Source organism: Lysinibacter sp. HNR, from assembly GCF_029760935.1.
In the GTDB taxonomy this organism is placed as follows: Bacteria; Actinomycetota; Actinomycetes; order Actinomycetales; family Microbacteriaceae; genus HNR.
This window is the reverse complement of the sequence record NZ_CP121684.1, coordinates 2285844-2299398: the sequence shown is the minus strand read 5'-3', so window position 1 is coordinate 2299398 and position 13555 is coordinate 2285844. Positions and strand designations below refer to the sequence as shown.

The 13555-nt window shown below is 53.9% G+C and carries 12 protein-coding genes and 1 pseudogene; 5 read left to right on the top strand and 8 right to left on the bottom strand.

What is annotated here, in order from left to right:
• Positions 1-31 precede the first annotated feature (31 nt).
• The gene (locus FrondiHNR_RS10510; protein WP_279352717.1) at positions 32-742 is read right to left on the bottom strand and encodes an ATP-binding cassette domain-containing protein; all 711 of its coding nucleotides are present in this window, start codon (positions 740-742) and stop codon (positions 32-34) included.
• On the bottom strand, positions 739-1830 hold the full coding sequence (locus FrondiHNR_RS10505; RefSeq protein WP_279354538.1) for an ABC transporter permease: 1092 nt from the start codon (positions 1828-1830) through the stop codon (positions 739-741). Before FrondiHNR_RS10505 ends, FrondiHNR_RS10510 begins: the two co-directional genes overlap by 4 nt.
• Positions 1831-1980: 150 nt before the next feature.
• On the opposite strand from FrondiHNR_RS10505, the gene FrondiHNR_RS10500 reads away from it, so the two are divergent.
• Positions 1981-3174 (top strand): sensor histidine kinase, encoded by a 1194-nt coding sequence (locus FrondiHNR_RS10500; protein ID WP_279352715.1) that lies wholly within the window; start codon positions 1981-1983, stop codon positions 3172-3174.
• The gene (locus tag FrondiHNR_RS10495; protein WP_279352714.1) at positions 3171-3791 is read left to right on the top strand and encodes a response regulator transcription factor; all 621 of its coding nucleotides are present in this window, start codon (positions 3171-3173) and stop codon (positions 3789-3791) included. The genes FrondiHNR_RS10500 and FrondiHNR_RS10495 overlap by 4 nt, the downstream gene beginning before the upstream one ends.
• Before the next feature lie 286 nt (positions 3792-4077).
• Here the strand turns inward: FrondiHNR_RS10495 and FrondiHNR_RS10490 are convergent, their stop codons facing one another.
• Together FrondiHNR_RS10490 and FrondiHNR_RS10485 are read right to left on the bottom strand one after the other, a co-directional pair.
• A complete protein-coding gene (locus FrondiHNR_RS10490) occupies positions 4078-4953 on the bottom strand; it encodes a putative mucin/carbohydrate-binding domain-containing protein (RefSeq protein ID WP_279352713.1) in 876 nt (291 codons plus the stop codon).
• A gap of 119 nt (positions 4954-5072) precedes the next feature.
• Positions 5073-6497 carry a M60 family metallopeptidase gene (locus FrondiHNR_RS10485; RefSeq protein ID WP_279352712.1) on the bottom strand — a complete coding sequence of 475 codons (1425 nt, stop codon included), beginning with the start codon at positions 6495-6497 and terminating at the stop codon, positions 5073-5075.
• Between the two features lie 203 nt (positions 6498-6700).
• On the opposite strand from FrondiHNR_RS10485, the gene FrondiHNR_RS10480 reads away from it, so the two are divergent.
• Positions 6701-6847 carry a hypothetical protein gene (locus FrondiHNR_RS10480; RefSeq protein WP_279352711.1) on the top strand — a complete coding sequence of 49 codons (147 nt, stop codon included), beginning with the start codon at positions 6701-6703 and terminating at the stop codon, positions 6845-6847.
• Between the two features lie 358 nt (positions 6848-7205).
• Entirely contained in the window at positions 7206-7559 is a 354-nt protein-coding gene (locus FrondiHNR_RS10475) for a hypothetical protein (RefSeq protein WP_279352710.1), read from the top strand.
• Positions 7560-7715: 156 nt separating this feature from the next.
• On the opposite strand, the gene FrondiHNR_RS10470 is transcribed toward FrondiHNR_RS10475, so the two are convergent.
• A protein-coding gene (locus FrondiHNR_RS10470; RefSeq protein WP_279352709.1) for an IS3 family transposase occupies positions 7716-8938 on the bottom strand; the annotation gives its coding sequence in 2 pieces (ribosomal slippage) (positions 7716-8632 and positions 8632-8938; 1224 coding nt in all).
• Between the two features lie 279 nt (positions 8939-9217).
• On the bottom strand, positions 9218-9751 hold the full coding sequence (locus FrondiHNR_RS10465; protein ID WP_279352708.1) for a transposase: 534 nt from the start codon (positions 9749-9751) through the stop codon (positions 9218-9220).
• 294 nt (positions 9752-10045) lie between these two features.
• On the opposite strand from FrondiHNR_RS10465, the pseudogene FrondiHNR_RS10460 reads away from it, so the two are divergent.
• Positions 10046-11093: pseudogene (locus tag FrondiHNR_RS10460) on the top strand (IS110 family transposase).
• A gap of 397 nt (positions 11094-11490) precedes the next feature.
• Here FrondiHNR_RS10460 and FrondiHNR_RS10455 read toward each other — a convergent pair.
• The gene (locus FrondiHNR_RS10455) at positions 11491-12375 is read right to left on the bottom strand and encodes a trypsin-like serine protease (RefSeq protein WP_279352707.1); all 885 of its coding nucleotides are present in this window, start codon (positions 12373-12375) and stop codon (positions 11491-11493) included.
• 574 nt (positions 12376-12949) lie between these two features.
• The gene (locus FrondiHNR_RS10450) at positions 12950-13336 is read right to left on the bottom strand and encodes a PfkB family carbohydrate kinase (RefSeq protein ID WP_279352706.1); all 387 of its coding nucleotides are present in this window, start codon (positions 13334-13336) and stop codon (positions 12950-12952) included.
• Positions 13337-13555: the final 219 nt, after the last annotated feature.

Below are 13555 nucleotides of genomic sequence, written 5' to 3'. Positions count from 1 at the left end.
ATTCACTAAAACCTATCAAGCATGAGGCAAATCAGCTCTGGATTTGGGTCAGCGATGAATCCGAGAGACGGCCATCAACAACGGTAACAAGCGTGTCGATACTGTCGCGGTGAACAAGATCATGAGTAACAAGCAGTGTGGCTATATCTCGCTCGTGGGTCAGACGGGCAATGAGCTGCATGATCTCTGCGCCGCGTTCTTGGTCGAGTGCGCTGGTTGGTTCGTCCACCAGTAGCACTTCGGGCCTGTGAATGAGCCCACGTGCAATCGCAACTCGTTGACGCTGTCCACCGGAGAGCTGATGTGGGCGTTTATTAGCGTGTGCGGTGAGGCCAACCGCGTCCAACAGCTCTGCAACCCGACCGTCGAGTTCCGCCTGCCGGGTACGGGTGGTGTTACCCAACCTAGCCATGACCTGCAACTGCTCGCGGGCGGTGAGAGCGGGGAGCAGGTTCGACTGCTGAAAGACGATACCGATGCACTCACGACGCAGTTGAGTGGCGTCTTTTTTCGAGAGCTGTGCCGCATCAATGATGTTAGCTCCGTGACCAATGAGCACACCACCGGAGTCTGGGCGGATCAGGGTCGCAGCGACCGCGAGAATGCTGGATTTGCCCGACCCGGATGGGCCAGTAATGCCGGTGAGGGTACCGTTTTCGCCGCGGAGGGTCACCCGATCGACGGCGGTGATACGGTTCTCCCCATCGGGGAAGGTGAGGGTGACATTCTGTAGCTGTATCATCGATTGCTCCCGAGTGCGGTGAGGGGGTCTGCTTTGGTTACGGAGCGCAGCGCAAATACTGCCCCCGCAATGCCCATAATGGCCAGGACGATGGCCGGGGCGAGGGTGGTGAGTGGGTTAATCACGAAGGGTAGTACCTGGCCCGCCAGAGTGCCGAAGCCGATGACTGCAAGGAGACCGACGCTTATACCCGCGGCAAGCACGATGAGTGCCTGGCCGAGGGCGTCGCGCACGAGCGAACCCGTGGTGGCCCCGAGGGCTTTGAGAACGGCGATGTCTCCGGCGCGCTGCATAGTCCAGACGGTGAAGAACGCGCCGACAACAAGTGCCGAGATACCAAACAGCATCGCGATCATCAATCCCAACGAGCCGATCTCGGATCTAAAGGCTTCGAGTGCTCCGAGGCTCGAAAGAGGAGTCTCGGAGATTGTGCCGGTTTGGTGCGCTACGACATTCCAGTTCGGGGTTCCCGTGACCGCAAGTACGGTGGGTTCACCGGTGCCGCCGATGCGTTTACTCGCCTCGCTCCACGCGTTCTGGGTGAGTCCAAGAACCGGGGTATGGCTGTACCAGAGATCTTCACCGATAGAGGTAACGGTGTAGTTATTTCCGGTGATTGTGACGCTGTCACCGATCTTTGCATCCAGGAGATTAGCGGCACCCTTGGAGAGCCCAACCTCGGTATCGGACGATGGGACAAGGTCGGACAGAGGGTTTGCAGCCTCCTGCGCGGCTTGTGCTGGAAGTCCAAAGAGGGCAACTCCGGTGGGTTCGTTGGAGCCCGTGATTGAGGCACGTGACTGGGCAATACCGACCGGGGTTACAGCCTCCACACCGCCAGCTTTTTTCCAGGTCTGAACAGTGTCTTGACTGAGGGACGAGGTTGCAAAGCTGGGAGTACTGTTCTCGGGTTGCTGCAGCACAAGACGGTCACCGGGCAGCTGTAACACCGCCGAGATATTTTGGGCGGCGAGGCCTCCGGTGAGGCCGGAGAGGAAACCGACAAGCAGAGTTATGAGGGCGATGACCGTCCCGATGAGCAGGAACCGGCCACGGGCGAATCGCAGCTCTCTCCACGCAACAAACATGATAGGAACCTTTCTGCCCGCACCTTCTGTGCGAGCCACCCTTTAATGTTTGTCTTGTGTGGTTCTTTGGGCATCGCCTAAACCGTTGGAATCGGACTCAAACTTTTGGTTGATGGCTACTCATGATCGCTCGCTTAGACTGGGAGAGTAATGCCACATTCAATCCTTGCCCCGGTTTTCATCGGGCTCCGCATCGGCCTCCACTCCCTCCTCATGGGGCTCACGGTCTTTGCGGTTGCGCGCGCATTTATTGTGTCATCCCCCGACGCTATGTGGGTATTGATCGCGGGGGTTGCGTTTGTTGCGGTCTATCTTGCGGGTGCGTGGGCGGCTCGCACGGCTGACGATAGGAGGCTCCCGCACAGCTTTGTTGCTGCCTGGGTGGCACTACTCACCCTGCTCTGGGTTGTACTGATGTGGTTGAGCCCCGAGGGTGCCTATCTTGTCTTCCCACTGTTTTTTCTCTATCTTCATGTGCTTCCCGTTGCGGGTGGTGTAGCTGCGATCCTGGTTACGACAGGTTTTGCGATCTGCGCGATTGGCCTACACATTGGATTTAGTGTTGGCGGAGTGATTGGCCCGCTTGTGGGGGCGGGTGTCGCTCTTCTTATCGGATTTGCTTACCGTGCGCTTATGCGAGAGGCAGCAGAGCGCGAACGGCTCCTGGCAGAGTTGGTTCGTACCCGTGAACAGCTCGCCGAGACGGAACGTAAACAGGGTGCGCTAGCGGAGCGAGCCAGACTTGCCCGCGAGATCCACGACACCGTAGCCCAGGGTCTCTCCTCGATTCAGATGCTGCTGCGCGCGGCTGAACGCGATACACCGGAGCCCGGTGCTGGTTATCTGAAATTGGCGCGCGAAACAGCTGCCAACAGTCTCATCGACACCCGTCAGATCATTCGTGAGCTCACCCCGAGCCGCCTCAACAATGGTCTAGCCGCGGCCCTTCGCAGGCTCGGTCAGGAACAGGAGAAGCAGGCATCGATACCCGTGAGGGTAACGGTGGAAGATATCGATTTGCCGATGGCCATCCAGACGGCTCTCTTACGCATTGCCCAGGGTACACTCTCCAATACCGTTCGTCATGCGGCGGCTTCGCGTATCTCTGTTGAACTCACCTCTGCGGAGGGATCAGCAATATTGACAGTGCAAGACGATGGGCGGGGTTTCGACGTGTCCAGTGCTGTTACGAACCCGAACAACGTTAACTCCTTTGGGCTGCGGGCCATGCAGGAGCGCATCGAACAGTTCGACGGTACCCTCGATATCACCTCAACACCGGGTCAGGGCACAACTGTTATTGCTCGGTTACCGTTGCCTGTGAGAGATGAGATGGAATCATGATTCGAATCGTGCTTGCCGATGACCATCCCGTGGTGCGAGCCGGGTTGCGCGCACTGCTCCTCGACGATCCGAAACTCGATGTTGTTGGAGAAGCAGCAACTCCCGACGACGCGGTCGCCCTTGCCGCCGAGCTTGAGCCCGATGTGGTTTTGATGGACTTGCAATTTGGCACGGCTCAGACGGGAGCTGATGCAACCCGGAGTGTCCGATCCCTATCCAAGCCGCCGGCGGTGCTGGTGCTCACAAATTATGATACGGACAGCGATATTCTTAGTGCGATCGAAGCTGGGGCTAGCGGATACCTTCTCAAAGATACCCCGCCCGATGAGCTCATTGCTGCGATCCGCGCCGCAGCCGAGGGTGAAACGGCTCTGGCCCCGGCGATAGCGGGTCGCCTACTCGAACGGATGCGTTCCCCGCAGCCCGGCCTCAGCACCCGTGAGGTCGAAGTTCTTCGCCTGGTGGCCGGTGGTGCTACAAACAGCGAGATTGCGGCACGTTTGCACATCAGCGACGCGACCGTGAAGTCTCACCTGGTGCATGTCTATACCAAGCTTGGCGTTTCCTCCCGTACCGCCGCCGTTGCCGCCGCTCGTGAGAGTGGCATACTGCGTTAGGCTCCGAGCCGACCGTATTGTGTGTTGGGGGATGTCGGCTTAGAACTTGACCGTCTCGTTTCCGGTGGTCCTAGATCGGGAAGGGGGGAGTCAGAGCCTTTGTCTGTTTCCTCACCAAATTTCACTGCAATTATCCGGATGCTGAAGTGTCGCCCTTATCACCGTCGAGTTAGTTCAGGCCCAACATTACCAAGTGCTGCTAAAGACTCAGTGATCACGCCTGCTTTCAGTGCCCTGCCCCACTTTGGCGGTGTCTAAGCCGGAAAATTTTATTATCCTGCATCCGTCATGGGAGTATATCGATTTCTGTGGTGGGGATGAGTCGATCTTCACGGATGACGAAGTTTTGGGTTTGGGCTGGAGTGTATTCCGTTGGAGTGCCGTTGTCGTAACGCATGAGCCTGGTCTGTGGTTCAGCGTGGAATATCTGGATGAATTGTCCGTCGGAATAGGCCTGGCCGTCAAGGATTTTTTGTAGTTCCTGACCCGAGTTTTGTCCTTGAATGGTGATGTTTTTTATGGGTGATGCGTCGACGTCAAAGAGGGAAAAACGGATGTAGTCTTGGTCTTTAAAATAGATGTTACTCCACGTATGTGTGTTGTTTTTTGCTTGAATCTTTCCTGTTGAGGGATTTAATATAACTGTGGCTACTGAACGGTCGCCGCTGCCTAAAAGGTTTACAGCAGCACTTGTCCCGCCAAACGGTTTGATTTCTGTGGTGGGGATGAGTCGATCTTTGCGGATGATGAAGTTTTGGGCTTGGGCTTGGGCGGTGCTGGGTTGGGTGGGGGTGTTGTTGTCGTAGCGGGCGAGTCTGGTTCTTGGTTCGGCGTGGAATATCTGGATGAATTGTCCGTCGGAGTAAGTGTGGCCGTCAAGGATTTTTTGTAGTTCTCGGCCCGAGTTTTGTCCTTGAATGGTGATGTTTTTTATGGGTGATGCGTCGACGTCAAAGAGGGAAAAACGGATGTAGTCTTTGTCTTTAAAGTAGTCGTGGCTCCAGGCGTCTGTGTTGCTTTGTGTCTGGATTGTTTTTTGTGTGGGGTTTAGGGTTATTGTGGCTACTGAGTGGTCGCTGATGCCTAAGAGGTCTAGGGTGGTTCCTCTTTCTACATCAATTTTTGAGGTGAGGGCGTTAGGAATACCCTGTGTGTTTTTCACATGTGCTATCACTGTTCCTTGGCTGGGGCCCGCGATAGGTGCTCGGACATAGAGTCCTTCGACGTGTGAGGTTCCGAGGTCGGATAGTGAATATTTGCCTGTGTAGGGTCCCTTTGTTCCTAAGAGGACAGTGTGTGGTGGGGTGTGGAGGGATCCTCGTGGAAGTGTATATTCGGGGACAAGGCGGTCAATAATCTTTTGATCTGAAACGATATTGTTCCAAATGGGAACTGCGACAGGGGGAACTCCGCGAGTTTTTGAGCGGTTTCTGCTGAGACGGTTAAGCCCCAGTTTTTAAAGTACGTTGAGAGGTCTCGCTGTGCCACGCGGGAGGCGTTCAGAATAAGCTGTTGCTGCTGTGTTGAGGTGTTGCTTTCTGATTGATGGAGTGCGTTGTGGACTCGATATTCTTGTGATAACCGCGGGAAAAAGTTATCGCCGTAGGCAATTCGCAGTTGTTCGAACAGTCCTAGTTTCACGAAGAGGTCGTTTTCCTCGTCGTAGGTTCGACCGTTTTGAACCTGAGAAAGAAAGTTTTTGATATCTGCTTTACGTGAGGAAAGACGGTTGGGGTATCCTAGCTTTTCTTGCACATACAGTGATGAAATATTGACAGTTACTTCTCCGAGGCCATCCCATCTGTACTGCGGTGTTTGGTAGGTGTGACCAATTTCGTGCCAGAGTCCCCATTGATCGGCGATATTGCCTCTGAGTAGGTCTGTTGCGGCTCCGGTAGAAGTCATGAACCCTAAATGGCCGTTAGTGGCATGGGCGTAGCCTCCTCCAGTGTCTGGGGTTGCTAGATGAATGCGGTGTTTTTGTTTATGGGCGACTCCTGTCGCATTGTCCTGTAAGCCGTAGACCTCGTTGGTGAGTTTCACAACAGTATCGAAATAAGACACTAACTCGGCCGCGGGTTTTTTCAGGTGTTTTTTGACAAGATCAGTGCGAATCGTGAGAAATGTGCGATCTCCTTGTATTTCTGTAAACAGCGAGTTTCCTCGGGTGTTAAGCATGGTTTGCCAGTCGTTCTCGGATGTTTCATGCAGTCGGAAGAACGGGGCCGGAGTTCCTCCGGTGATGGTTGCTTTACTTGTGAGGGAGTCGGATCTGTTGATGAGGTAGACCATTCCGTCGACGGAGGAAGTGACGAGGTTCTTTCCAGGGTTCAGTGGGTGGGTGGTAATTCCTGTGTCTTTCCCGGTGTTCAGGTCGGTATATACTCCCTTCATACCAATGCCGAGGAAGAGCTCGGTATTGGGTTCGGAGGTGACTTCTATAGTGAGTTGTGTTCCTGTTTTCACGAAACGTCCCGTGGGGTTGAGTTCGCTGTGGCTCATGAGACGATTTTCGCGTTGTTGGGCGTTGCTCGTGCTGCCCAGTGGGGGAATGGTGAGGGAGAAGCTTTCGTGAGTATCGGTGCTGATCTCAAGCGAGGTAGGGCTGTTTTGTGGTGTCTGAGCATGAGTGGGCAGGGCCGAGAGGGTGACTGACGATACTAACCCAACGGACAAAACGGCATGAAGAAGAAAAGTTAGTTTCAATGAGCTTCCTTGGTAATTGATAATCTTTTTCAGTAGAACAGTACCTAACACTACAGGATCAAATCGTACGCTTCTAGTCCTTAAATTTACTCAGCCATAGTTTTAGGTTCATAAAAATATGAATTATTACATTATGTCTTGCGAATGGTGAAGATTGCGGGTATTTTCCGATTGGGCAGGCTGCACTCACAATGCTGTACCTAATGACTCGGGCGCTTGACTCCACCGAGGGCGGTGGGGCACTGCCGGGTGCGGCGGTTGAAAGCTGTGTCGAACGCATTCGCGATTACTTTCGTTGGCAGAGCAACGGCCCGACAGGGGCCTTGAGCAATCTGATTAAACGCGTGTAGCGGGCTCCTGAGAGTGCCCCGCTGGATTCGAACGGGCGGCCCTCTGCTCCGGAGGTAGACGCTTCATTCCCTGAGCTAAGGGGGCCCAGAATGTGAAACTAGACTAGCATTTCTTGAGTGAAATACCGTGACCACTTTTCGGGTGCGTGTGTTTAGTTTCGTGGAAGCACGCAACTTATCCGCGTCTTGTATGAGGCCACGACGTTGTTTTTCCACGTTCAGAAAGAAGACGACTACCGTAAACCCGGACTATCGAAAGAACGCCGCCTCGAACTACAGATCGTGGTCGGGCTCCTCGTAGACGAACGAGGGTTCCACTGCAGCTACACATTCTTTCGAGGGGAACACGGCTGAGACCGTGACCGTTGTGCCCGTGTTGGACGCGTTCAAGGCTGCGCACCCTCATGTGACGGTGAGTGTGGTGTGTGATGCGGGTATGTTATCGGCTACGAGCCTGATCGTGCTGGAAGAAGCTGGGTATGGGTTCATCGTCGGCTCCCGTATCGCGAAGACTCCCTACGATATTGCTGAGTATCAACACGATGGTGATGAGCTCCAGGACGGGCAAACATGCGACTCGACGCAGCGGTTCGGGCGGGGTGATATCCGAAGGGAGCGTCGGATGGTGTACCAGCCTGATCGTGCTGGAAGAAGCTGGGTATGGGTTCATCGTCGGCTCCCGTATCGCGAAGACTCCCTACGATATTGCTGAGTATCAACACGATGGTGATGAGCTCCAGGACGGGCAAACATGCGACTCGACGCAGCGGTTCGGGCGGGGTGATATCCGAAGGGAGCGTCGGATGGTGTACCAGTACCGGGAAAAGCATGGGGCCTTTACCCCGAAGTGTGGACACGGCTTGTATGATTAGGCTGTTCTTCTCAGAGTAGTGCTCTCGTACCTATCTGGGGAGATTAACCCGCAATACGAATGCTGCCTCACCGTGTTATACTGAGTTGCCCACTGAAACACGGACCTACGGCACTCGACTTCGTCCCGGAACATCGAGTTCCCAGCCAGGACTTCTCTCTTCAGGGTTGCGTTAAAGGATTCCGCGAGAGCGTTATCCGCGCTGCTACCCACCGCTCCCATTGACTGGGTCACACCCAAACTCTGACATACTGTCGCGTAGCTCTCAGAGGTGTAAACAGACCCGCGATCCGAGTGGAAAACTGTACCAACCAAGCTTCCCCGGATATGAGCCGCATCTTTCAGCGCGTCAATAACCAGAGAAACTCGCATGTGATCAGCTACCGCCCATCCCACGAGCTTTCGTGAGTAACAATCAATCATGGTTGCCAGGTACAGATTCCCACCCGAGGCAAGAGGCAGGTAGGTGATATCACCCACATATTTTGGGTTCACCCTCTGGGCGGTGAAATCTCGTTGGAGTGCATCAGGTATCTTCTGTGTGGACTGGTCAGGAATAGTGGCTTTCACCCGACGACGTAACCGTAAACCGGCCAGACCCCGTTCACGCATGACCCGCGCAACTCGTTTATGATTCACCCGCCTACACGCAGGTACCCCATCGTTCAGATGCGCGGTCACCCGGGGGGGGGCGTAGGCTGGGTCTCCACCCTTGGTAGGAGATTGTGCGTGACGGATACGCCCTGAAAGCTCTTCATCTGCGTGTTTACGGGCAGCCCTGGCGGGGAAGCCTTTCCTCCACGCGTAGAAGGATGATTTCGCGATCTCAAGGATCGCACAGAGCCACTTCACCTCATAGGTGTCACGGTGGTCTTCAACAAACTGGAAGCGGCTCACCAATTTGTCTCTCCTTACGAATATTTAGCGGCCTGCCTGGGGATCTCACGTTCAGTTTCCAGCTTCGCTTTCTCTAGCCGCAGCACTCGATTCTCGGTTTGGAGTTCTCGTACACGGGAATCATCACTGTCAGAAACACTCTGTTCGCCAACAGCAACAGTCCGGTACTGGGCAGTGGTGCCGTACCGTTTTTTCCAGATCGATAGTGTGCTTCTAGAGACTCCAAGATCGTGTGAGATAGAGCCAATAGTTGCTCCGGGGGTTGTTTCGTAAAGCTCCACAGCTTGACGCTTGAACTCCTCCGGGTAATTCTTCAAGGTCATGTTCTTATTTTCTCGCTTTCTAACGGCTTATACCGAAATCAGCGTGTCCATAAAACGGGGCAAAGGCCCGACAGCTCTTGGCCGCGATCCGGTGATCGGTGAGTGTCCAGGTGTGTCGTGGACAGGTCAGGGACGGGCATCGGAGTCGGTGTTTACGCCACGCGAGTGTGATGTTTGTTCCGAACGCGGGTAGATCGGTGTAACGCACAATAGGGCGGTCTTTGATACGCCCACGAGTGTTGCACGACGGGCATACCGGGTTCACGTGGGCAAGCTCGATCACGAGTTCTGCACGGGGCCTGTAAAGATCACCGGGTAGAGCGCATTCAGTGGGCGGGAGGACCACTCAGCAAGCTCTCCGAGAACTTTATCGGTGATCCGGGAGATAGTGTCTTTAGAGACTTTCGTTCCGTAGATCTCTTCGAAATACCCTTGTATCTCCTCGGTGGTTAATCCTCGCACGGTTAACGAGAGCACCATCTCATCGATCCCACCCAACCGGCGTTTACGCTTGGGTGCGATCATGGGTTTAAATGATGCTTCCCGATCCCTGGGAACGTCAATCTTGACTGGACCGATCTCGGTGAGCACGGTTTTTGCTCGGGTTCCGTTGCGGTGATTTGTCCTGGTGGGGGTATCACCAGGTTCGTGACCGAGGTGTTCAGTCAGTTCTGCTTCGAACGCGGATTCCAACACGGTTTTCGTTAAGCTCGAGAGTAACCCGCCGGGACCTACCAGGCTGACGCCTTGTTCCTGGGCCTGCGCTAAAAGCTGGGCTGCGAGTTCTTTCTGATCAATGATTTCTCCGGTCACTGGATCAATCTCTAATTAGTAATAGCTGGTCTGGGACTGGCTGGCAGACTGGTGACTGACCCAGATATCGTGTGACTCTCAATCAATCTGGCCGGTATATCACCGTGCCTTTTAGATGACTTGTCCACGTTATCAGGGTCGGTACCGGTCTGGCCCGTTTCGATGGCTTAATATAAGGCCGTCCACAATCAGGAGCTTCTGATCGTGTGACTCATTAGAGATCTGCCTCGTCACGTTTTCTTTCCAGACCGATACCAAACGGAGTCACCCTCGATAATGGAAGGAAACACCGCAATGACTATTGTGGCAGAACACTATGACCAGGTCATCGGCGTGGACAACCACGCAAGAACTCACACCTAGACGCTCTTAGACGCACCAACAGGAGCACTCGTCCACAGCAATACTTTCCCGGTCTCCCCAGCTGGTTTATCTCGTGCTCTAGCTTGGATAAACCGCCACACCTCAGGACAGGTACTCGTCGCGGTAGAAGGCACAGGATACTACGGAGCAAACCTCACACGGACCCTTGAATCCGCAGGAATCACAGTATGTGAGGTGCGTCCACCCCGTCGTCACGCACGTGTCAGGAAACGAAAATCCGACACCATTGATGCCATTGCTGCGGCCCGAACAGCATTAGCTTCCCGGGTAGACGAGTTGGCGATACCACGGAACGATGGTCTCCGATCAGCATTGAGGGTTTTGCTTGCTGCGCGACGCTCTTTGGACATTCGTCGTACCGCAGACCGAAACGCCCTCACCGCTTTAGTGCGTAGCTTTGAGCTGGGCCTTGATGCCCCGTAAGCCACTCACCGATACGCACATCCGCACAATCGCATCCTGGCGCACACACCCCACCGATGATGACACGACCCGCACGATCCGTCACGAAGCTATACGTTTAGCCCGCTCAGTTCAAGAACATACCCAGCAACTTCGGGACAACCTCGCAGCACTATCCCAGCACGTGAGCACTCTGGCCCTGGGCCTTCAGGATATCTACGGTGTTGGAGCGGTGACTGTCAGTATTATCCTTACTGTTTACTCCCACACCGGCAGAATTCGTTCCGAGGCTGCTTTCGCAGCCCTGGCAGGAGCCGCACCGTTACCAGCGTCCAGCGGAAACACTACTCGCCATCGACTCAATCGCCACGGTGATCGACAACTTAACCAAGCCTTGGACGTGATATCTCGAGTCCGGATGGTCCATGACCCTGATACTCGTGCTTATGTCCAAAAGCGCACTACTGAAGGAAAAACCCCACGAGAAATTCGTCGATGCCTCAAACGCTACATTGCCCGTCAACTCTACAGACAACTTAACACCATCATGGCTTGACAAAAGACATAGAAGGGTCATCTCGTTATCCGACACGGTATCGGTAATCGGGTCATAGTCTTTATTCCTTATGGTTCAGACCGGCCTACCCACCGTTAATCTGACAGACCCGGCTGCACTGTGAAAGTGAGCCGAGCCGGTCGACACGTCGTATTAAGGACAGCCGTCAAGGAGGTGGTGTCAGAAGAGCCGTGAGTTAGACCCGCTTACCAGACCATTGTGTATCCGGTTGGCTGCGCCTGTCACATCCATCGAGGAGTCAGACCAAACGACCCCACAGATCTATAGTGAACTCCTATAGCCGGAACGTCACCGAAGTCTTGATGCAGATTCGTCACCGAAGTCCTGAGACATTACACATTATGAAATAGACTTGCTAAGAAGCGTTATCCTCAACCTATTCATTCATAAACTGATGTAGCACGGCAAGCATTCCTGGCCCAAGTCGGACTCCATAATTGTATTTATCCTCTGTCTGGTTCATAAATCCCCGTGAGTGTATGCCAATCATGACGGGGCCACGCTCTCCGTCGAACCAAATGGGAGAACCGCTCTGTCCCTCGTCCGTACTGATACGGTACCTGAAGCGCAGAGGGCTTTGAGGATGCTTCTCAATTTCCCCATACTCCTCATACATGAAGAAATTAGCATTTTCTATCATTTTATCCCGGGGATAGCCACTAATAAAAGCATAGTATTTACCACTTTCAAAATCTTTATCAGTGATAACACGCCTGTTGAAACCTAGGAAGTTCATCGATAGATCGCAATCATGCTTAATAATAGCCCAGTCCCGGTCGTAGTTATGGTCCACGTACCAGGCCTTAGGTACCACAGTGCGCTTACGGTCTATTTTACAAGTTCGCACCTGGGTGTCCCCCTCCTTGCCTACAATTACTTTCACGTCCTGCGCCCAACGATTTTTCTCAGGAGCGTCTTTATTGTAAAGGCAGTGTGCCGCAGTGAAAACGAGGTGTGGGCCAGCTATGCCACCGGAACAAGAGCCATACCCATCGCCAATTTTGAGTTGGAGAAACACCACGGACCTATGAGCCTGGCTAGCTATCTGGGGGGAGACTACTTTCTTCCTTTGATCTTTACCGACAATACCACGCGGTTCTATTGGGGTTCCATTGTTGGGGAACTCCGTGTCACTATCGTGAGGAAGAGCAGGATGTTCCTCAGTGTCAGTAATGCTTTTGCTCTCTTCCGCGAAGTACGAGCGTCCATCATCAGGAACGGGTACGGTGATTGTCTCATTCAGCATGTTAACAACGGTCATTGATGGTTTTCTTTCATTGGCGATCGCAATACCGCCCCCTAGCACCGTTGCAAAAACTAGAGTACACGCGGACAGAAGTGATACGCGCGTACGGCGATGAGTGTCATCCCTCGAAGAAGCCTTACGAAGCTTCGACACGGAGGGGAAAATTAGAGGGTCTTGTGTAGTTTGTGATTTCATTTAAATGTCGTTTCTCGCTGATATAACATCGTAAAAGAATAAGGTTGAATTTTTAACACCTGGGTAAAACCGTCCAATGACCCACGATTGTTTAGTTAAAAATAAACGTGAATTCCTAATTAAATACCCACTAACATGTAAATCTACTGAATGTATTTCTCTAAAATATATGCTATATAAGAGTAGAATTTTAATGAATTGATATGATTCCCCCTAATTCTCGGGGTGAGGGGATCTCATGGTTTTCCGTGATGACAACACTGACGGACGCGCCGAAACCGTGTTGATGGAGGGCATCCGCTATCGCAAACCACCCGCATCGCTTGGTGATATTCCTGTGAGGCTGTGGGCCTCGTGCTCGTTCACCAGAAGGATGTCGGTGAGCCGCAGCATCTCACCGGGAACCTCCGTGTGGGGGCAGGTTAAACAGCACCCGTGCCCTGGCCGCCCGTGCGCGCCCGGCCGCATCCAGCACTGTTTGTGTGTTGATTTCGAGGCACAGGCACAGGCACACCAGCGCGGCACCGTCAAACGCGGCACCGGCCTCATCCAGGTGCTGCTGACCCAACCGACCGTTGGCTCCTGGCGATACGATGATGGTGTTTTCTCCGTGCCCGTCAACCGTGATCACGGCGGTTCCCGTGGCCACGCCCTCAAGCGTGCTCACGTGAGTGTGGTCTACCCTGGAGCGCGCAATGCTCTGCTTCAGGAAGTCACCGTGGTCGTCGGCACCCACCGCTTCGATGAGAGCAACGTTGCCGCCGAGCTTGCCCCGCTGCAACCGCCTGGTTTGCGCCCTTACCGCCGGATACAATCGCGAGTTCTGAATCCTGTAGGGTCTCGCCCGGCTAGGGAAAACGCTCGGTATGAACAACCAGGTCGGCGTTGAGCGAGCCAACAACGGCAATTCGCGAGTTCTGGGGGCTCCTCAGGCTTATGAACGAGGCAGGACCTGGGGCGTTTCTCAGTCCGGGATATAAACAAACTACCACCAACCCAA

Bases quoted from the DNA above. Each gene is read 5' to 3' on its own strand.
- FrondiHNR_RS10510 (WP_279352717.1), bottom strand. From the start codon at position 742: ATGATACAGCTACAGAATGTCACCCTCACCTTCCCCGATGGGGAGAAC.
- FrondiHNR_RS10505 (WP_279354538.1), bottom strand. From the start codon at position 1,830: ATGTTTGTTGCGTGGAGAGAGCTGCGATTCGCCCGTGGCCGGTTCCTG.
- FrondiHNR_RS10500 (WP_279352715.1), top strand. From the start codon at position 1,981: ATGCCACATTCAATCCTTGCCCCGGTTTTCATCGGGCTCCGCATCGGC.
- FrondiHNR_RS10495 (WP_279352714.1), top strand. From the start codon at position 3,171: ATGATTCGAATCGTGCTTGCCGATGACCATCCCGTGGTGCGAGCCGGG.
- FrondiHNR_RS10480 (WP_279352711.1), top strand. From the start codon at position 6,701: ATGACTCGGGCGCTTGACTCCACCGAGGGCGGTGGGGCACTGCCGGGT.
- FrondiHNR_RS10455 (WP_279352707.1), bottom strand. From the start codon at position 12,375: ATGACCGTTGTTAACATGCTGAATGAGACAATCACCGTACCCGTTCCT.